General features: G+C 68.9%; 16 protein-coding genes. 4 read left to right on the forward strand and 12 right to left on the reverse strand.

Features of this window, described 5'->3' with window-relative positions; genetic code table 11:
- Positions 1-17: 17 nt before the first annotated feature.
- Positions 18-1,232: an acyl-CoA dehydrogenase family protein gene (locus tag P8192_RS03150; RefSeq protein WP_278158440.1), complete on the reverse strand. Its 1,215-nt coding sequence runs from the start codon at positions 1,230-1,232 to the stop codon at positions 18-20.
- A 175-nt stretch (positions 1,233-1,407) separates the two neighbouring features.
- Between P8192_RS03150 and P8192_RS03155 the strand changes: the two genes are divergently transcribed.
- Both P8192_RS03155 and P8192_RS03160 read left to right on the forward strand, forming a co-directional pair.
- Positions 1,408-2,325, forward strand: a complete 918-nt coding sequence (locus P8192_RS03155; protein WP_278158441.1) for an SRPBCC family protein — start codon at positions 1,408-1,410, stop codon at positions 2,323-2,325.
- Between the two features lie 96 nt (positions 2,326-2,421).
- Positions 2,422-2,979 carry a GNAT family N-acetyltransferase gene (locus P8192_RS03160; protein WP_278158443.1) on the forward strand — a complete coding sequence of 186 codons (558 nt, stop codon included), beginning with the start codon at positions 2,422-2,424 and terminating at the stop codon, positions 2,977-2,979.
- A gap of 16 nt (positions 2,980-2,995) precedes the next feature.
- Here P8192_RS03160 and P8192_RS03165 read toward each other — a convergent pair whose 3' ends face one another.
- Complete coding sequence (locus tag P8192_RS03165; RefSeq protein ID WP_278158446.1) at positions 2,996-4,378, reverse strand: tRNA guanosine(34) transglycosylase Tgt; 1,383 nt, start codon at positions 4,376-4,378, stop codon at positions 2,996-2,998.
- 86 nt (positions 4,379-4,464) lie between these two features.
- Here P8192_RS03165 and P8192_RS03170 point away from each other — a divergent pair, with 86 nt between their 5' ends.
- Positions 4,465-5,592, forward strand: a complete 1,128-nt coding sequence (locus P8192_RS03170) for an FUSC family protein (RefSeq protein WP_278158448.1) — start codon at positions 4,465-4,467, stop codon at positions 5,590-5,592.
- Between the two features lie 21 nt (positions 5,593-5,613).
- On the opposite strand, the gene P8192_RS03175 is transcribed toward P8192_RS03170, so the two are convergent.
- Genes P8192_RS03175 through P8192_RS03195 form a run of 5 tightly spaced genes read right to left on the reverse strand, consistent with a single transcriptional unit; the run spans position 5,614 to position 9,889 of the window.
- Complete coding sequence (locus P8192_RS03175; protein ID WP_278158449.1) at positions 5,614-6,978, reverse strand: NAD(P)/FAD-dependent oxidoreductase; 1,365 nt, start codon at positions 6,976-6,978, stop codon at positions 5,614-5,616.
- Positions 6,975-7,319 (reverse strand): bifunctional 3-phenylpropionate/cinnamic acid dioxygenase ferredoxin subunit, encoded by a 345-nt coding sequence (locus tag P8192_RS03180; RefSeq protein WP_270106180.1) that lies wholly within the window; start codon positions 7,317-7,319, stop codon positions 6,975-6,977. Before P8192_RS03180 ends, P8192_RS03175 begins: the two co-directional genes overlap by 4 nt.
- A gap of 8 nt (positions 7,320-7,327) precedes the next feature.
- Positions 7,328-7,867: an NUDIX hydrolase family protein gene (locus tag P8192_RS03185; protein WP_278158451.1), complete on the reverse strand. Its 540-nt coding sequence runs from the start codon at positions 7,865-7,867 to the stop codon at positions 7,328-7,330.
- A 20-nt stretch (positions 7,868-7,887) separates the two neighbouring features.
- Positions 7,888-9,039: an NADH:flavin oxidoreductase/NADH oxidase gene (locus tag P8192_RS03190; protein WP_278158453.1), complete on the reverse strand. Its 1,152-nt coding sequence runs from the start codon at positions 9,037-9,039 to the stop codon at positions 7,888-7,890.
- The gene (locus P8192_RS03195) at positions 9,005-9,889 is read right to left on the reverse strand and encodes a glutamine amidotransferase (protein ID WP_278158455.1); all 885 of its coding nucleotides are present in this window, start codon (positions 9,887-9,889) and stop codon (positions 9,005-9,007) included. The genes P8192_RS03190 and P8192_RS03195 overlap by 35 nt, the downstream gene beginning before the upstream one ends.
- Before the next feature lie 22 nt (positions 9,890-9,911).
- On the opposite strand from P8192_RS03195, the gene P8192_RS03200 reads away from it, so the two are divergent.
- Positions 9,912-10,226: a hypothetical protein gene (locus P8192_RS03200; protein WP_270106176.1), complete on the forward strand. Its 315-nt coding sequence runs from the start codon at positions 9,912-9,914 to the stop codon at positions 10,224-10,226.
- A gap of 28 nt (positions 10,227-10,254) precedes the next feature.
- Here P8192_RS03200 and P8192_RS03205 read toward each other — a convergent pair whose 3' ends face one another.
- From P8192_RS03205 to P8192_RS03225, 5 genes are all read right to left on the reverse strand, one after another.
- Positions 10,255-11,970, reverse strand: a complete 1,716-nt coding sequence (locus P8192_RS03205) for a hypothetical protein (protein WP_278158457.1) — start codon at positions 11,968-11,970, stop codon at positions 10,255-10,257.
- A gap of 110 nt (positions 11,971-12,080) precedes the next feature.
- Entirely contained in the window at positions 12,081-12,737 is a 657-nt protein-coding gene (locus P8192_RS03210) for a DedA family protein (protein ID WP_278158459.1), read from the reverse strand.
- Positions 12,737-13,750, reverse strand: coding sequence for a pseudouridine synthase (locus tag P8192_RS03215; RefSeq protein ID WP_278158460.1), 1,014 nt, complete (start codon positions 13,748-13,750; stop codon positions 12,737-12,739). The genes P8192_RS03210 and P8192_RS03215 overlap by 1 nt, the downstream gene beginning before the upstream one ends.
- A 44-nt stretch (positions 13,751-13,794) precedes the next feature.
- Complete coding sequence (locus tag P8192_RS03220; RefSeq protein WP_278158461.1) at positions 13,795-14,784, reverse strand: DNA-formamidopyrimidine glycosylase family protein; 990 nt, start codon at positions 14,782-14,784, stop codon at positions 13,795-13,797.
- A 7-nt stretch (positions 14,785-14,791) separates the two neighbouring features.
- Positions 14,792-19,819 carry an ATP-dependent helicase gene (locus tag P8192_RS03225; RefSeq protein ID WP_278158463.1) on the reverse strand — a complete coding sequence of 1,676 codons (5,028 nt, stop codon included), beginning with the start codon at positions 19,817-19,819 and terminating at the stop codon, positions 14,792-14,794.
- Positions 19,820-20,085 lie beyond the last annotated feature (266 nt).

Below are 20,085 nucleotides of genomic sequence, written 5' to 3' on the forward strand. Positions count from 1 at the left end.
GCCTATCTGGCGTCGGATTACTTCGTGGAACCGACGGCCCAGATGCGAGACGGCACCGTGCCGTTGGTCGCGAAATCGCCGATCTGCTTCGCCTTGAACACCCACGGGTTGTGTGAGCCGGCGGTGCGGGCATTACGCCAGTGCCGGTCCAAGTTCTTCGACGTCGAAGAACTCGAGGCCGCTAGCGCATCGAAAGCATGGCTGATCGCGTTCGTCACGTAGCCGGTCAGCGCCACCTGTCCCTGAGCCGACGCCAGTTCGGTGTGGTCATTGACCCGCTCTTCCTCCTCCAGAGTGAGGGTTCCCTCCCGCAGCGCGAAGGCCGCGTCGTACGCATCCTGTAGAGCCTGAGCCGTGCGGTAGACCGTGGCGCGTGCGGCAAACGCCGCCGAGGACACCTCGCCGATCACCTGGAGCAGCTGCGGATCCTGCGGAGCGGGACCATTGCCGTGGCTGAACGTACGATGACGTGCAGCCAGGGTGGCACCGAAATCCTTCTCCGCCGCCGCCGCGGTGCCAGCGAGCACCGACAGCAGCACCACCTGATAGAAAGCAGTCTGGTACTTGAACCGGGTGGAGAACAGGATGACGTTCTCGGCGGAGACTTCGGCGTCGGTGAAGATGGTGGTGCCGGTGCCGGTGGTGCGCTGGCCGAAGCCGTCCCAGTCATCGAAGCGAGCCACCGCATCCTGGTGGGTGCTCACGACGGCGATCACCTGGTCGCCGGTGTCGGTGCGCTGGGCGGTGGTGTCGGTCCAGTCGGCGAAAATCGACCCGGTGGAGTAATATTTCTGGCCGTTGACGCGGAACACGTCCGGGTCATCGGTGGGGGAGACCTTCGTGGCCGTTTCACCCAGGGCGACGTCGCCGATCTCGGTCCAGGCGTTGCCCACCAGATCGCCGTCGACAAAGCGGCGCAGCCAGGCGTCCCGCGCCGGACCGGGTTCCGCCACGAGGCGGTCTTCCACGAACGCGAAGTGCGCCCGCAGAGCCTGAGTGATGTTGGAATCCGCCGTCGCCAGGTCGGTCAGCAGCTCGAACAGCTCGGGCAGGGTCGCACCGGCACCGCCGTACTCCACCGGAACGCGCACCGCGCCGAAACCATCGGCGATGAGCTGCTTGATCAGCTCGTAGGGCAGCTCGCGCGTGGCGTCACGTTCGGAGGCGCCGTCCGCGATCTTCTCGAAATGCGGGCGGTACTTTTCCTGTAGTTGGCGCAGACGATCTGACACGGCTGGCTCCTTTCGGTCAGGGTCATGTAGGGGGCGATGAACGCTACGGTAATTGGGGCGGCCCGGCCAAAGCATGCTCTCGGCCGGCGGAGGTCATGCGCGGTAATACCAGAGGGTTCGTGACGAAGACATCGGTTCCATTGACCCGGTGGACCCACGGTGCCACGCTGGACGCATGACTGACCCCGCGGAGAGCATCAGCACCCACATCGACGTCGACGACGAACACTGCTTCATGGAGGTCAGCGTGGATCTTCCGGCCACCCCCGAAGCGGTCTGGGAATCGGTGGCCACCGGTCCCGGTTACCGGCGCTGGTTCGTCGAGGCGGAGATCGACGGGCGCGTGGGCGGAGCGCTCATCACCCATCACGGGGACTTCGGCGCATCGCACGGCACCATCGTCGAGTGGGAGCCGCACCGCCGCTATCGGTACCTCGAGGCCGACTGGATGGGCGAGGAGCAGCCGGTGCCGCCGTGGGAGACCGAGATCGTGCTGACTCCGGTGGGTGAGGACGGCACCGTCACCCGAGCCACACTGCGCAGCGGTATCAGCGCCGAGGGGGCGACCTGGAAGGACGCCATCCTGGGCACCCAGGAGGGATGGGAAGGCGCCTGGCTGAACCTGCTGCAGTTCCACGCTCACTTCGGCGACCGCCACGCGGCTCAGGCCCTGGTGATGCGCGCCGGAGGTCCCGACGACGACATCGTGACGACGCTCGGGTTGGTCGGAGCCGTCGTCGGAGAAGAACGCGGTGTGAGCAACCCAGCACCGTCCGGGGCAGGCGGCACGGAACAGCCAGGCGGCGAGCTGCTGCGTGGCACGGTCATCGCCACCACCGACTCGCTGTCCGATCAGGACGCCACCTCGCGGTCGGTGACGCTGCGCACGACAGACGCCGTCTATGAGTTCGGCACCCTGCTCATGGGTGGGGAGCGCACCCTCGTGGTGCGCGGCTACCTCTACCCGGAGGCCAGCCGGGGCCTCAGTGCCGCCGTCTGGGAGTCCCAGGTTGCCGAGGTCGGCTCCGCCGCACGGCGTCGCTGGGAGACGGTGGTGGACGACGTCGTCGCACCCTCGCCCGGCATGGAGTGACGTGCGTCACGGACCTGGCTAGAGTGGTTTGAACAGCACCCGCGGAGGGAGCCCTGACGGGTGCTGCGGAGACATGCTGGAGGAGCAATGGTGCAGATGAGCGGACTACTGTGGCGCACCCGCAGCGAAAACGAGGGCTCGGCTGAGGATCGGCGGATGATCCGGCAGGTGCTGGAAGCGGCCTTCCACACCAGCGCCGAGGCAGACCTGATCGACGCGCTGCGCCAGGATCCCGAGCACTGGATTCCACGCTACTCCATCATCGGGATGACGACGGCGATCCCGGATTCCGAATTGGAGACGACGGCGGCCGCCCACGCCGTGTTGCACCGCTGCACCATCAGTGAGGCGGACGCGGAAGCTGACGTTCTGATGCTGGCGCCCGCCGGGGTGTTGCCCCAGCATCACGGGGAAGGCGGCGGCACCGCGGTGATCGAAGCGGCTCTGGCCGCCGCGCAGGCCGACGGGGCGTCGCTGGTGGTCGTCTACGGGTTCCCCGACTACTATCCGCGCTTCGGATTCGAACCGGCTGAGGCACACGGGATCACCGCTGGCTTCGCTGACCAGCCGGAGGCGCTGCAGGTCCGGATCCTCGACCAATCAGCACCCGTTCCCTCGGGCGAGGTGCGGTTGCCCGTGGCGTACGGGGTGTGAGCGGCGTCAGCCCGCGTCAGCCGTAGTACTGGCCCAGCACCTCGTTCTTGAGCTCGTAGAAGGTGCCGTCCGCGATGGAGGCGCGCACCCGGTCGACCAGGCGCACCGTGAACCGCTCGTTGTGGATGGAGATCAGCGTGTGCGCCACCATCTCCTTCGCCTTGATGAGGTGACGCAGGTACGCGCGCGTGTAGTGGGCGCAGGTGTAGCAGTCGCACCCTTCCTGCAGGGGTGAGAAATCGCGGGTGTACTTGGCACCGGGGAGGTTGAACCGGCCCTTTTCCGTGTAGAACGCCCCGGTGCGGGCCACCCGGGTGGGGGAGACGCAGTCGAAGGTGTCTGCCCCGGCCTCCACCGCGGCGAAGATGTCATCGGGTTCGGAGATGCCCAGCAGGTGCCGCGGCTTGTTCTCCGGCAGCACGTCCGCGCACCAGTTCACGATCGTGCCCAGGTTCTTCTTCTCCAGCGCCCCGCCGATCCCGTAGCCGTCGAAGCCGGAGCTGATGCTGGTCTCGGCAGTGGTGCTCGTGGCGCCGTCGGAATGTGCATTGAATTCGGTGGTCATGGCGGCCAGGTCAGCACAGGCCTTGCGGCGCAGGTCTTCGTACTGGGCGCCCTGAATGACGCCGAAGAGCGCTTGGTACGGCCGGTCGCTGCGCTCACGGGTGAGCCGGGCGTGCTCGTCGAGGCAGCGCTGTGCCCAGAGCCGGGTGCGCTCCAGCGCCTCCTCCTGGTAGCCGCGGGAGTTGTAGAGGGTGGTCAGCTCGTCGAAGGCGAACATGATGTCGGCGCCGAGCTGATGCTGGATGCTGATCGAGACCTCCGGGTTGAACCGGTGGCGGTCGCCGTTCAGGTGCGACTTGAACCAGACGCCGTCGTCGTCGACGTGGGCCAGCCGCTCCTTGCCCGGCGCCACCGCGTCGTCTGAGCCCACCGTCTCGACCTTCTTCGGGCCGGACATGTCGATGACCTTCTTGAACCCGGAGCCCAGGGACATCACCTGGAAGCCGCCGGAATCGGTGAAGGTGGGCCCCGGCCAGTTCATGAACCGCCCCAGACCTCCGGCTTCGTCGAGCAGATCCGGTCCGGGCTGCAGGTACAGGTGGTAGGCATTGGCCAGCAGCGCCTGCGCGCCGAGCTCGGCCATCGCCTCCGGCAGTACGGCTTTCACGGTGGCCTGCGTGGCGACCGGAATGAAGGCGGGAGTCTGGATGATGCCGTGCGGGGTGACGATGGTGCCGGTGCGGCCGTGGCGCGGGGCGCCGTCGTCGCCGGTGAGCCGGTGCTCCACCCTGAACGAGAAATCACGCGGGGAGGGCTGCGCTGGTTGGCGGGCAGCTGCGGCTGTCTGGTTGGTCACGTTCTGGGCGGCATCAGCGTCGGTAGGCACAGGTTCCATGGTAATGATCATGGTGGGGCTTCGCTGACACCGGGGCAGCTGTCGCGGTCGACCGGGCCCCGACATGAGGGAGAGGGGGAGCCGCCATGGCGCTGAGGAGTTTGACGAATCCGCTGCCGTCGCTGTTCACGATCGGGCCCGCCGACCGCGACCACGAGGCGGGGGTGCGCTGCGCGATCACGGTGCTGGTGCCGCTGCTGACCCTGCTGGCGATCGACCGGATTGATCTCTCCATTTTTGCCTGTTTCGGGGCGTTCACCGCCATTTATGGGCGCAATCTCGATCACGCGGCCCGCTTCCAGATGCAGGCGCGCGCCGGTGGGCTCATGCTGGCGGTACTGTTGCTGGCTACCCTGGCCGGACGCGTCGGTATTTCGGAGGCGCAGAACCCGTGGCTGCTGGTGGCCTGCACGACGGCGGTGGCCGGGGTGGCCTCGGTGATCGCCGCGCACTGGCGGTTGCGTCCATCGGGTTCGCTGTTTCAGATTTTCGCGTTCGCCGCGGTGGCGTCGATTCCGGTGCAGCCGGCGTGGTGGGAGGCCATGGCGACGTCGTGCGCGACCGTGGGATTCGCCCTGGCGGTGGGGCTGGTGTCGCGGGTGCTGCGATCGCACCGGACCCCGCTGTATTGGCCGCGCACGGAGGCGTTGTCGGAGGATCACCGCAAGATCATTCTGGGCGAGGGCGTCTGGTATCTGGTGGCCGCCGGTGCCGCGGGGACGGTGGCGACCGCGTTGGGGGCGGCCCTCGGGATCAGCCACAACTACTGGGCGATGGTGGCCGCGGTGGTGCCGTTGGTGGGGCATTCGACCCGGTACCGGGTGAGCCGCGGGCTACAGCGGGTGATCGGCACGTTCCTCGGGTTGCTCGTGCTCGCTGCCGTGTTGGCGCTGGAACCGGCGCTGTGGGTGCTGGTGCTGCTGATCGCCGCCCTGCAGTTCACCGCGGAAATGTTTATCGCCCGGCAGTACATGATCGCTCAGGCGGTGGTGACCCCCTTGGCGCTGCTGGCCACGGTGCTGGCGACGTCGGCGCACACCGGCGCACTGCCCACCGGGGCCGAGGCGACGGCGCTGATGTACGACCGTGCCATGGAGACCGTGATCGGCTCCGGCATCGGCGTCATGTGTGTGCTCTTCCCTTGGGCGTGGCGCCGGTACGTGAAGCGCACCGCCGAACCCGAACGCTCGGTGGGGCCCTCCGTGCGCGGGTGAGAGATCACCGGGCCAGCTGCTTCACCGGGCCAGCGCCTTGTAACTCACCTCGGGGTCGGCCAGCTGATCGGGATCGACGACGAGACCGCGCTGGATGATGCGCCGCGCCGCACGCACGGCCAGCGGGTCGTCGATGCTGGCGGCCCCGACCAGCAGCCCGGCGTCGTCGAGCACGAAGGTGGCGAGCTTCTCCGGATGAGCCGGGTCCTCACGGTGGACGACGGTGTATCCGGTGGCCGGGTGGTCGGCCGCGGCGGCGCGCAGGCTGCCGATCGCCTCCACATGCACCCCGTAACGGTCCGACCAGAACCACTCCGGTCCGGGGGATGGTGGGGTGGCCTCGGCGATCACTGCGGCGGCGGTGGTGGCGGTGTCGATGGCGTGCTGCCAGTGCTCGGTGCGCCGGGGTGCCTGCTCATGGCGGGCCACATCGCCGACGGCGAAAACATCCGGGTGGCTGGCCCGCTGGTCGGCGTCGACGATGATGCCGTCGGCCAACTCGAGTCCGCCCTCCTCGGCGAGCCAGGTGTTCGGGGAGATGCCGATGGCCGAGATCACCGCGTCGGCGGGCACGGCAGCGCCGGAGAGGGTCAGGACCTCGACGCCGGTGCTGGTCGGGTCGGAGCTGGGCTTGGTGTTGCTGGAACTGTGCAGGCGCACCGAACCCGCGTACTCGGGAAAGACGTGTACCCCGTGGTCGGTGTGCTGGGCGTGCAACCGTGCAGCAATGCGGCGGCCGAAGAGCGCGGACGCCGGGATGCCGGGACCGGCGAAGAGCACCACCTCGGCGCCGAGCTCGGTGAGTGAGGAGGCCAGCTCCGCGCCCAGCACCCCGGCGCCGACGACGGCGATCCGCGCCGGTCGCCCGGTGTGGTGTGCGGCGTCGAGAATCTGTCGCAGTGCGGTGACGTCGTCCCGGTGGCGTAGGGTGAGCACTCGCGGATCCGCTGACGGATCGTTGGCGCTGGGTGCGTCGTCGTCGACCTCAATACCGAGGCTGATGGGTGTGGCCCCGGTGGCCAGCACCACGGTGGCGGCGGTGAGCTCCGCGCCGTCGTCGAGGGTGAGTGTGTGCTCCGCCCCGGCCGGACCCAGCCGCAACGACTCCACGCGCGCGTGGACGAGCTCGACCTCGTGCTCGGTGAACCAGGAGGTGCCGGCCAGCGCGAGGTCCTCGGGGCCCGTTTCCCCCAGCAGCAGCTGCTTGCTCAGCGGCGGGCGCTCGTAGGGGAGCCCCTCGGGGTCGATCAGGGTGATCGGGGCGGTGAACCCGTGCTGGCGCAGCCGGGAGGCCACCGTATATCCGGCCACGGATCCACCCACGATCATGACCGGGCCGGTGACAGGATCGGCGTCTGGCTGGGCGACCGGGCCAGCAGAACTCATGACGACGCCGGGGTGCCCGGGTAGAGCAGCAGGTCCTCGCCGTCCACCTCGACCCGGTGGGTTCGGGTGTCCACGGTGGCGGGCAGGGTCAGTGCGGCCCCGGTGCGCAGGCAGAATGCCGCGCCGTGCAGGGGGCACTCGATCTGGTCGTCTTCAATCCAGCCCTCGGCCAGCGACGCCGCCCCGTGGGTGCACCGGTCGTCGAGCGCGTAAAACTCACCGTCTTCGGCGTGGAACACCGTGATCGGCACGGTGCCGGTGGTGGCGGCCGGCACGAGCAGTGCCTCGCCTTCGGGAACCTCACTGACGGAACCGACGCGGATCGGGTCAACGCTACTCATCGGCCCCGTCACCGCCCCCAACCCGCATGGGCCAGCGCCTGCCGGACCAGGAGCTCGCGTCCGCCCACGAACTCGTTCTGGATCTCGGGCGACAGCGCCTCGTCCGGGGTGAACCAGGTGAGCTCGAGTGCGTCCTGGCGCGGCTGGCACTCCCCGGTGACCGGCACCAGATAGCACAGCGAGACGGCGTGTTGGCGGTCATCGGTGAGCCCGGTCTCCGAGGGGGAGGGGAAATACTCGGCCACCGTGAACGGGGAGATCGCCGGGGGCAGCTGCGGCAGCGCCAGCGGGCCGAGGTCCTTCTCCAGATGGCGCATCAGGGCGGCCCGGATGGTCTCGCGGTACAGCACCCGCCCCGAGACGAAGGTGCGGTAGAACCGGCCGTCGTCGTCGGCCACGTACAGGGAGCCCACCTCGGAGACGTAGCCCAGCGAATCCACGCGGACCGGGATCGCCTCCACGTACACCATCGGCAGTCGCCGCCGTGCCTCGTATAGATCGTCCTCGTTGAGCCATCCCGGGTGCGGGTCAGGGGTGCGAACACTCATGATTCTGTTCTACCAGGTTCTCAGAGCGCGCGCTGGGCCCGGTGGTACTGCGGCGGAAACGGAATCTCGCTGTTCGGGCGCAGCTCGACGGAGGCGCGGGCCGGCCAGTTCGGATCGGCCAGGGCCGCACGACCAATCGAGACCGCATCCGCCTGACCGGACAGCACGATCTGCTGGGCCTGGCCGGGCTCGGTGATGATGCCGACGGCGGACACCGTGAGCGGACGCTCGCTGTCGCGCGTCGCCTCCGCCACCCGGTGGATCCGCTCGGCCAGGTGCAGCTGGTAGCCGGGGCCGGAGGGGCCCCGGTAGGTGTCGCCGATCCCGCCGGAGGAGACGTCCACCCAGTCGAGCCCGTACTGCGCGCGGGCCTGAGGGGTGTCCACGAGCCCGGCGATCAGCTCGGCCGAATCGTCCAGCGACCAGGAGCCCTCCACGTAGTCGGAGCCGGAAATGCGCAGCCCCAGGATCTTCTCGGCGGGCCAGACGGCGCGCACCTCCGCGAGGATCTCGCGCAGCAACCGGGTGCGGTTCTCCACGCTGCCGCCGTACTCATCGGTGCGCTGGTTGGTCACCGGGGAGAGGAACTGGTGGATCAGGTAGCCGTGGGCGGCGTGGATCATCACCGCTTCAAACCCCGCTTCATCGGCGCGGCGGGCGGCGTCCACGAAATCGGCGACCACTTGGCGCACCTGCTCCGTGCTCAGTTCGCGGGTCTCGGCCAGCCCGGAGACGGGGTTGATGCCCGAGGGGCTCACAGTCTGCCAGCCGTCGTCGTCGATACCGACCGAGGCGCCCGTGTAGCCGGGCAGCCCGGGCTCGGTGGAGGCTTTGGCTCCAGCATGGGCCAGCTGCACGGCGGGCAGCGCACCGTAGGAGCGGATGGTCTCGACGATCGGGGCCCAAGCGTCGCGCTGGGTGTCGTTCCAGAGCCCGACGTCGGCCGGGGAGATGCGTGCCTCGGGTGAGACGGCGGTGGCTTCGGCGACTACCATGCCGAATCCTCCAGCCGCACGGGCGCCGAGATGCACCTGGTGCCAGGAGCCCGGCACGCCGTCGTGCTCGGTGATCGAGTACATGCACATCGGGGCCAGGATGGTGCGGTTGCGCAGGCTCAGCGGCCCGATAGTCAGGGAATCAAACAGATGGGGGAACGCGGTCGAAGTGGTCATACTCGTGGCCAACAGCCGATGTCGCTCCACTATTCCGAGAGCGACCGGGGCCAGTGTGTCGGCCGGTGTTCTGCGCGTAGCGACGCACGAAGTTTGCCAGGATCCGCTGCGGCTGGGTGACCTCCGCCGCCTCGATCGCGGTGAAGAGCGCCTGCTGTTCGGTGAGATCGTAGTAGCCGTGGTGGGCGTAGAGCCGCAGTCGAAACAGCAATCCCTCCTGGTCCAGTTCGGGGTGGAACTGGGTGGCGTACACGTGTGCACCCACCCGGAACATCTGCACCGGGCACGCCTCGCCGCCCACCAGCAGGGTAGCGGTCTCCGGCAGGCGGCTGACCGCCTCCTTATGGCCGACGAACGCATCAAACTCCACATCCACCCCGGCCAGCAGGGGATCCTCGGCCCCGGATTCGGTGACGCGCACCCGCACCACGCCCGCCGGCTCTCCGTACTGGGTGTCTACCACCGCACCCTGGTGCACCCCGAGCGCGCCCACTCCGTAGCAGGCGCCGAGGAACGGGTAATCCTGGGCGACGACGAGATCCAAGAGGAACCGCAGTTCGGATTCCACCCGTCGCTGCACCGGGGTTTTGGATTCCGCCGGATCGGAGGAGTTGAACGGGCTGCCACCGAGAATAATCGCGGCGTGGGCGTTCATGATCTGCTGCCAGTCCAGGCAGGGCGCCCCGGCGTGGCCCGGACGCTCCGCCACTTCGCGGTCCAGGCGCAGGCTGCGCAGCTGGCCGGGCACGAACTCGCCCAGGGCGGCGGTGGAGCGCAGCTCATCGGCCACGGCGACGTCGTCGGCGCGGGTCTGGATCAGCAGCACGGGCTGCGCGGCGGTGTTGGGCATTCCCCCAGAATAGACTGGTTTGATGCCCTCCTACCGCACCGTTTTGCAGATCGGGGACCTGCGCCCCGGCCACACCCCGCCGCAGGTGATGACCACCGCGCGCGCCTCCCTGGCCGCCCTGTTTACGGTGGAGTCCACCGACATCGAGGTGGTGGCCCGGGTGCCGCAGATCGTGTTGCGCTTCACGGTGGAGGCCACCAGCGACGCCGAAGAGCAGCAGCTGGCGGTGCTGGCAGTCCGGAGGATGCGGGCCGCCGTGTCTGAAGTGGCCGCGACCGGGACGGCCGAGCTGTTCCTGCGCCGGGGCGGTCGTTGGGTGCGCACGCTCTCGGAATGAGCCCGGGTGGCAGGGGAGCGGCGTCCGGTCAGCGGGTGAGGTTCAGCTCGTCGGTGCCGAAACCGTCGTTAGCGTCGTCGTCGGTCTCGTCGTCTACGTCGTGATCAAAGGGGACCTGGTGCCGCTCGGCCCGGGCAATGCGGTACCGGCGGTTTTCGGTGGTGAGAATGACGACGAACGCGCAGATGCCAGCCACGATGATCACCCAGGTGGAGAACAGCTGGCCGAACAGGCGCGCCCCCATGATGGCCACCAACCCCCAGCTGTAGCCCAGGGCGATGGCCATGCGCCCGCGCTCGGTCATGGTCAGCAGCGAGGTGGCCCAGGTGGTGAGCAGCAGTCCGAGCACCGCCCAGATCTCGCCGGGGATCCACAGCAGATTCGCGCCCCAGCGGGTCAGCACCACCGAGACGGAGAACAGGCAGAACACGATCGACCAACCGGTGAACACCCCGATGACGACGTCGGTGAAGGTGCGCTCGGTGCGGTGGCGGGCGGTGTGCAGGTTCAACACCTGGATAGCCCGCACCGACAGGACGGTGGTGGCGCCGGCGGCCAGGATCTCCAGACCCCAGGGCTGGGCATGCACCAGCAAGAACCACGCCGCCCAGGTGATCATCGCGTTGGCCACATACCAGCCGACGGCGCGCTGACGCACGGCGGAGCGCTGCGACGGCGCCCACTGATACAGCACATAGGCGCCGAGCAATCCCCAGAGTACCGGCAGGATGGCCATCCACCAGCCCGCCATCGACAGCAGGGAGGAGCCGCCCCGGTAGGCGCCGTCGTGAATTTCGCGCAACGAGGTGGCATCCCCGAGCCAACCGGTACTGACCAGCCCGGCTGCGACCGCGAGTACCCAGGTGATGGTGACGGTGACCTGGCGGAAGGTATCGGAGAGCTCCGGCTCCGGGTCGCGCTGTCGGGAGGGCAACACATAGGGCGGAACGTAGGGGGCGTCGTGCAGGTAATCGTGGTCGTGACGGTCGTCGACGTCGGAACCGTCGCCCTCGGCTGCCGCGGAGGCGGCGGTCTCGATGGCGCGGGCCTTCTCCACAATCCGGTCGCGGCGCCGCCACTCGGGGAGCAGGGCGCGGGCGCGGTCCAGCAGTTGGGCGTCGCTCAGCTCCTCACCGGGCTGCTGCAGCGGCGGGCGCCGGTCGGGGGCGGGCACATGATCGGTGCCGTCCAGTTCCCGGGCCGCGATGTGCAGGGCCTCGGTCTCGCGCTCTTCCTGGGCCGCACGGCGTTCAGCCTCGGCCAGCCGTTGTGCTTCGGCACGCTCAGCGGCGGCTCGACGTTCGGTCTCGGCACGCTCGGCCTCTTCGACAGCGCGACGCTCAGCGAGCAACCGGTTGGTCTCCTCGATCGCGGCGGCCAGTTCCGCGCGACGCTTGGCTTTGGCCTGTTCCTCGGCTTGACGTTCTTGTTCGCGGCGGTCCCGCAGCTGTTTTTCGGCACGACGGCGCAACTGGTGGCGCCGCATTCGCCCCGGGGTATCGGCGATCCGCTTCTCGATCTGTTCGGCGTCGGGGGACCCCAGTGAGTCCAGCCAGCCATTGAGCCGATCCGCCATCGTCACCCGTGCCGACTTCTCAGGCGCCGCGGGCTTCTCGGCGGGCTTCTCGGCGGGCGCTGATTTCTCTGCTGATTCTGCCGGCTTCTCAGGCGCCGCGGGCTTCTCGGTCTGCGCTTTCAGGCGCGCGAGGGCATCGGACGAATCGGACGACGTCGGATCTGTCACGGTGTGCCTTTCTCTCCGGTGTGAGCGCGGGGTTTCCGGGGCTGGCGCCAGTCCCTGCGGGACTACTGTAATCGGACAGGCTGAGACGATGCTCAACGCCGCACGCGTCTTTACCGTTCTGTGTCCGTGAAAGGTGCTTCCGAATCGTCTGTGGAGGAATCGGACGTGATCTCGCCCCGGGCACTGCCGCGACGTCGTCGCCACCACAGCAGGGCCGCGGCGAGGGATCCCACGCCCAGGCCCACTGCGATGCCTACCAGCACCGAGATCCACAGGGGCAGCCGCTGCGCCGACCCGGTGAGTAGCCCCAGCCCCACCATGTACACCGTCCAGACCGCCGAGCCGGTGGTGGACAGCAGCAGCCAGGTGCGCCACGGCATCCGCACCATTCCGGCCGTCGCCATGGCCGCCGTGCGCCCGCCGGAGACGAACCGCAGCGCGAGCAGCAAGGCGAACCCCGGGGCCGGCCCGGCTTTGTCCAAGGTGCGCTGCACGCCGCGTTGCACCCGGGCACCCCAGCGTCGTCCCAACAGCAGCTCGGGTCCGCGAGTGCGGAACAGCGCGTACACCGCCAGGTCCCCGAGCATGATCCCCACCCAGGCGGTCAGCAGACTCGCCCACAGCGAGAGTTCCTCCTGTCTGGCCAGTACCCCGGAGGTCAGCACCAGCACCTCGCCGGGCACCATCGGCACCAGACCGTCGACGACGACGAACACCAGCGTGATCAGGTGAAACCAGCCGCCGAGCTCACCCCATTGCTCCGCCATCAGCGCGGCACCTCCGCCAACTCCAGCTCGGAACGGAAGAGCCGCGGCTGCCCGGTGAGCGGATCGGTGAAGCCGAGGGTGCGGGCCAGCAGCTGCAATGGGGCGTCGACGTCGTCGTCGGCATGGTCCAGCAGCTCCGGGTAGAACCGGTCGTGCAGAATCGGGGTGCCCAGGGCGGCCAGGTGCACGCGCAGCTGATGGGTGCGCCCGGTGTGCGGGGTCAGTTTCAGATGCGCCCGCCCGCCCCCGGTACCGAGCAGCTCGATTCGGGACTCGGCGTTCGGGCCCACTGTGGGCGCGTGGCTGCGCCGTTGTTTACCCGTGCGCGGGGCCGGCAGCCGTCCGGACTCCGCCACCGGGTAGTCCACCACCTGCGCGGTGATGACGCCCTTGGTCTTCTCCATCCGGTTCCGGTAGATCACCGGCAGTCGGTCCACCCACCCTGAATGCGTATCGGGCAGGCGCACCACCGCCTCGTAGGTTTTTGCCACCACCCGGTTCTCGAACAGCGCCTGGTAAGCCCCGCGGGTGTCGGGACAGGCCGAGAACGCCAGCACGCCAGCGGTGGCGCGGTCCAGGCGGTGCAGCGGCACCAGATCGGGATGATCCAGGGCGCGCCGCAGCCGCACCAATGCGGAATTCTGCAGGAATCGCCCGCCCGGGGTGGTGGGCAGGAAGTGCGGCTTGTCCACTACCACCAGGTGCTCGTCGCGGTGCAGCACCCGTACCTCGAACGGCAGGTGCGGTTCGTCCGCCACATCGCGGTAGTACCAGATGAACTCGTGGGCGCCCAGAGCAGTGTTCAGATCAACGACGGCGCCGCCCGGGGCGCGCACCTCCCCGGTGCGGAACCGACGGCGGATGCCCTCGGGGTCCACATGGCCGAACCGTTCGAGCACGTAGTCGGCGATCGTTGGCCACGCTCCCTGCCGCGGCACCCGCAGTCGGGTGGGATTCACGCCGTCGCGCACGGGCAGCGGCGGAACACGGGGGGAGGACGACGACGAGGTCACGCCCACCATTGTGACATCACCGCAGGACTTCACCGGTTCTGGCATCACCGGCTCTGGCACCGCGGGCACCAGTACAGCACCCGCTCCTCGGCACCGGGGTCGCCCCAGTCCTCGCGGCGCACCGGTCCACCGCAACGCAGGCACCCCTCGCGCTCGCGGCCGTACACCCAATACGGTGCGGTGCCGCGCAGCAGCAGCCGGCGGGCGGCGGGACCCTGAGGGTCGAGCACCCGCACCCCGAACGGGGCGTGCGGATCCGGGGTTACCCCGGTGGTGGTGCGTCGCGAGCTGGCGCTCCGGGGAGTACCGGCGGCGCAGGGTGAGCCGGGCGGGTCGGGGTCGATGTTCGCCAGCATCAGCGCCCGGGCCAGCTCCAGCACTCCAGCCAGACCAGACACGGCGTCGTCGTCGAGGTCTCCCACCGGGGTGCGGGGATCGATCCGGGTCAGCAACAATGTTTCGCAGCGGTAGATGTTGCCGATGCCGGCGATATTGCGCTGATCCAACAGGGCGGTGCCGATGGGGCGTTGCGGCTGGGCCCGCATCCGGGTCAGCGCCGTCTGGAGGTGTTCAGCCCCCCACTCCGGGTCCAGCAGGTCGGGGCCGAGGAACGCCAACCGCCGTTCGGTGTGTGCGGGCGTCAGCAGGTGGACCTCTTTCAGGGAAACACCTACCAATCGGAAGGTCGGTGCGGTCAGCACCGCCCGGGTGGTTCCGGCGGGGTCGTTGAAGCGGCGCGGACGGTTTCGATGCTGCTGGCGTTGCGGGTGCGTCGGTCCGTCAGCGTCGTCGAGATGCTGGAGCTGCCAGGAGCCGTCCATGCCCAGATGAGAGAGCAGCACTGCTGTTGATGAGGGCAGGTCCAGATGCAGCAGCAGATATTTTCCGCGGGTGGTGACGGCGGACATCTGTGCACCCGCCAGATCCGTTGTAGCCAGGGCGGGCACGCGAAAATCGCTGGAACTCAGCAGGGTGCCGACGACGACGGGGCGCAGGCGCTGAGCCAGCCGGACCAGGGAATCTCCTTCAGGCACGGTCGGCTCAGCTCCGGAACCGCACGCCCGACGGCGAGGAATAGAACCCTGCCTCGATGAGTGCGGTGGCCAGTGGGGTGCCCAGCACGGGCTCGCCGTTGACCCGCTCGGTGGCCAGCCTCGGAACGCGCGCTGCGGTCAGGGCGGCGTGCAGTGCCCGCGCCGCCGCACGCAGGGTGTCGGCGGCGTCATCATCGGGAGCACTGGCGTCGTGGGGAGCACCGGCGTCGTCGATGAAGTTCAGCACACTACGTCCGCCGCGCTCCAGATAGAGCACCAGCTCGCCGTCGACGAGCACCACCATCGCACCCGCCTTGCGACCGGGGCGGTGCCGGCCTGACGTTCCAGAGATTCCTGTTGTTCCAGAGTTTCCCGCCGCGCTCGCAGTGGTGTCTGGCCAGGGCAGCGCGGCACCGTACGGGTTCGCCGGGTCGGTGGCGGCCAGGGCCACCGCCACGGGGGCGCTGCGGCGGGTGCTGGACTGTTCGGAAGCGGTGAAGCCGCGCAACCGGTCTACGGTGGCGGCGGTGGAGAACTGGGCCGCGCCCAGCCGGTCGATGAAGTAGCCGCGGCGCACCTGCCCGGCCTCCTCCATGCGGGTGAGTAGCCGGTACTGGGTGGCGAAACCGCCGGGCAGCTGCTCGGCCTGCACGGAGCCGCGGGTGATCACTCCGTAACGGTCCAGCAGCGCCTCCGCCTGGGTATGGGCGCGCAGGGTGGTGGCGCCGGCGCCGTCGGCCGGGGCGGGCGCCAACGACCAGCGCCCGGCGGTGCGCGCTTGATCCCGGGCCGAGAGTGGTGAGAGCGCGCCGAGCTCGGTGGATCCTGCGGTTCCTAAAGTCCCCGACGGTCCCGGAGACCCTGATAAAGATGCTGATGAGCCGTCCAGGCGCTGCAACCGAGCCAGGCGCTGGCCGCGCGAGGGGCGCCCGGCTCGGGCGCGATTCCGCGGCGTCGGGGTGCGGTGCGCCGTCGTGCCCTGCCCTAACAGCCCGCGCAGCGGGGCGAACGTGTCGTTGGTGAGGTGCCCGGCCCACACCAGGTCCCACAGCGCGTCGGCCAGCTGAGTCTGGGTGGTCTCCGCCTCGGGATGTTTCAGCCGCACCTGCTCTGCCAGCGCCGGGAAGAACCAGGCGCCGGTGCCGCGCAGCACGCTCAGCAGCGCCCGGTGCGCCGGCGTCATCGCGAAGGCAGTCGCGTCGTCGTCGGCGGGCTCCGCCACGGTGAGGTCCGCAGCATCAGCCGGGTGGAACGCCAGCCAGCCGTCCTGGCCGGGGGCGTCGGCGGTGCCGGTCCAGAGGAACTCCCCGGTGGAGAGCAGCTGATCCAGCAGGGAGGGGGTGTAACCGGGCACCCGGGCCGGCAACAGTGAGGACTCCCACGCCGAGGCCGGAGCCGGATAGCCTGCCAGCTGATCCAAGGCCGAAGCCAGCTGATCTAGCGCCTCAGGCCCGGCGGTGGTCGGTGCTGCACCGGTGGAGCGCCGCGGCTGGATGCCCTGCCAATCAAGCAGGAACCGGGTATACGTCGCTTGCTCCACGGGTTCGACCTCGGCCCGCAGCGCGGCCAGGGAGCGACGACGAATGCGGCGCAGCACCTCGGTGTCGCACCATTCTTGCTGCCAGGGTCCGGCGTCGTGCCTCGCTGGATCGTTCTCGACCACCGGGCGGGGACGGAACGCCCCGGAACTGACCCGCTGATCCGCGGCGAGACGCTGCAGGGTCTGGAACACCACGGCCGGAGCCAGCCCCACCGCCGCCCCCGCCTCGGCCGCGGTGAACGGCCCGTGTGTGCGGGCGTACCGGGCCACCACATCGGCCAGCGGATCCGCCACCGGTTCGATGAACACCGTCGGGATCCCCATCGGCAACGGCACCCCGAGGGCATCACGCAGCCGGGCGGCATCCTCCACCGCGGCAAACACCGTCTCGCCCCCGATCCGCATCGAAAATGCCCGGTTGCTGCGCACCAGGGACTCGGCGTGCGCCCGCGCCGTGGCCACGGATGCTGTGGATTCTGTGGGTTCTGCGGATTCCTCGGTGGCGCCGGCGCTACTCTCACCGTCACCCGTCAGCCGCTCCGCCAGCCCCTCGGCACTGAGCGGACCGAGCAGCCGCAACAGGTCAGCCGCGCCCTCTATCCCGTGGGCGCGGTGGGCCGGCGAGCGACGCTGGAGCTGGGCCTCGACGTCGGCGATCACCTGCGGGTCCAGCAGGTCCCGCAGCTCGGCGGTGCCCAGCAGGTCTGCCAGCAGTCCCGGATCTAGCGAGAGTGCAGCAGCTCGGCGCTCCGCTAGTGGAGAGTCCCCTTCGTACATGAACTGCGCGGTGTAACCGAACAACAACGACTGCGCGAACGGTGACGGTGTGGGCGTGGTGGTTTCCACCAGCCGCACCGACTTCGCGCTCAATTGCTGCATCACCTCGGTGAGTCCGGGCAGGTTGTAGACATCTTGCAGACACTCGCGCACCGTCTCCAGAATGATCGGGAACCGCGGGTGTTTCCGCGCTACCTCCAATAGCTGGGCGGAACGCTGGCGCTGCTGCCACAAGGGGGTGCGCTTGCCCGGATCGCGGCGCGGTAACAACAGGGCCCGAGCGGCGTTCTCCCGGAATCGGGCGGCGAACAGCGCGGAGGAACCGACTTCGGTGCGCACCAGCTCGTCCAGCTCGTCGGTCTCGAAGGTGAACAGTTCGGCCCCGGGTGGCTCGTCGTCCATCAGCGGAACCCGCAGCACGATCCCATCATCCGCTGCCATCGCCTGGCCGTCCATGCCGTAGCGGGCGCGCAACCGGGCCCCCACCGCCAGCGCCCAGGGCGCGTGCACCGACATGCCGAAGGGGGAGTGCAGCACCACCCGCCAGTCGCCGAGTTCGTCCTGGAATCGCTCCACCACGAGGGTGCGCTCGGTGGGCAGTTGCCCGGTGGCCTCCGCTTGGGCGCGTAGATAATTCAGCAAGTTGTCTGTAGCCCAGGCGTCCAGCCCGGCCGCGCTGAGCCGCGCGCGGGGCTCTGCGCGGCCTTCTGAGTCAACGGAGCCAGCGTCGGCCGTACCGTGCACCTCGCGACGGAACGCCCCGAGCGCCCGACCCAGTTCCAGCGGCCGGCCCTCGGCGTCGCCGCGCCAAAACGGCAAGCGTCCAGGCTGGCCAAACGCGGGCACCACCAGCACCCGGTCGTGGGTGATGTCCTGGATCTGCCAGCTGGTAGCCCCCAGAATGATCACGTCCCCGACCCGGGACTCGTATACCATCTCCTCGTCGAGTTCGCCCACCCGACGTCCGCCCGTGCGCGCGGTGCCCGCAGACCCAGACCCCGATCCTTCGTTCTCCGACCCGGCCAGGAACACCCCGAACAGTCCGCGGTCGGGAATCGTGCCCCCCGACGTCACCGCTAGTCGCTGAGCCCCGGGGCGCCCGGTCAAGGTGCCGGCCTCTCGATCCCACACCACCCTCGGCTTCAACTCCGCGAACTCATCCGAGGGGTAGCGCCCGGCCAGTAAATCCAGCACCGACTCGAACACCGAATGCGGCAGCGTCGTAAAGGGCGCGGCACGGCGGACCAAGTCAAACCAGGATTCGGCGTCCACCTCGTCCAGCGCCACCGCGGCCACGGTCTGCTGGGCCAGCACATCCAACGGATTCGTAGGCACCCGCAGCGTCTCGATCTGTCCGGCGCGCATCCGCTCGGTCACCACCGCCGTCGTCACCAGATCCCCGCGCTGCTTCGGGAAAAACCAGCCCACCGAGGTCTCGCCCACCTGGTGTCCGGCGCGGCCCACGCGTTGCAGTCCCGAGGCTACCGAGGGTGGAGCCTCCACCTGCACCACCACGTCCACGGCACCCATATCGATGCCCAGTTCCAGCGACGACGTCGCCACCACGCAGCGCAATCGGCCGGATTTCAGCGCGTCCTCCACCAGGGCCCGCTGTTCCTTCGACACCGAACCGTGGTGGGCGCGGGCGAACTCAATCTCCGCGGTATCTGTCCCGGTCTCAGCACCTGAGTCCGCTGCTCCCAGCTGTCGTTCCGCCCAGATCTCATTGAGCCGGCCGGTCAGCCGCTCGGCCAGCCGGCGCGAATTCGCAAACACAATGGTGGAGCGGTTCTCGGCGACGACGTCGACGATCCGCTCCTCCACATGCGGCCACAGTGAGGCATGCGGCTGCAGCCCCGGACCAGAGCCCGCCTCGCCGAACCCCGGACCGACTGCTGCACCAGATCCAGCCCCCGCCGCGCCAGGAAGATCCGTCATATCTTCCACCGGCACCGACACCGTGAGGTCCCAAGATTTCGCCGATCCCGGATCCACCACCGTCACCGGTTGGACTCCGCCCACAAACCGGGCCACTTCCTCCGTTGGGCTCACCGTGGCAGAGAGTCCAATCCGCTGCACCCGACGACCCGTTTCCGCTAACAGCGCATCCAGACGTTCCAGACTCAGGGCCAGGTGCGCACCGCGCTTATCTCCGGCCACCGCGTGCACCTCGTCGATGATCACCGTCTCTACCCCGGCCAGCGTCGAGCGGGCCTGGGAGGTGAGCATCAGGTACAAGGACTCCGGGGTGGTGATCAGAATGTCCGGGGGAGTGCTCACCAGTCGACGCCGGTCCCGGGCGGAGGTGTCTCCGGAGCGCACTCCCACACTCACCTCGGGCACGGTGACTCCCTCGCGTAGCGCGGTCTGCGAGATCCCGATCAGCGGGGCGCGCAAATTTCGCTCGACGTCGACGCCGAGCGCCTTCAGAGGGGAGATATACAGCACCCGGGTGCCGCGCCTTGGTTGTTCTCCGGCGGCGGGCTGATCGGCGTCGCGCAAAAAACCGTCCAGCGCCCACAGAAAAGCAGCCAGGGTCTTACCGGAGCCGGTCGGCGCCACTACCAGGGCGTGCTGGCCGGTGGAGATCGCATCCCAGGCGCCTACCTGGGCCGCTGTCGGCGCGTCGAAGGCGCCCTCGAACCAAGCACGGGTACTCGGGCTGAACCGCGCAAGCACCGCATCGCTCTGCACCGAGGACACGGGAGAATCTGCCATGGTCTCCAGGGTAATGGCCCCGCGCAGGTCAAGCCCCACCCGACTTATGAGACATATCACTAGAAGCTTTGATTAAGTACACACTTTACGGTTAGACTCGTCGAACGACATCACTCCGAGTCAGAGGCCCAAAATGACAACTTTGAGACGGTGCTAGACCGTGAGCGTTATCAGAATTCACTCACGCCGTGAGGTGACGGCAACGGATCGCTCACGCGAACGTCGGTGGCGGTCTTCCGCCCAGTTTTTCCTGGATGCAGCGTGCT

The organism is Citricoccus muralis, from assembly GCF_029637705.1.
Lineage (GTDB): Bacteria > Actinomycetota > Actinomycetes > Actinomycetales > Micrococcaceae > CmP2.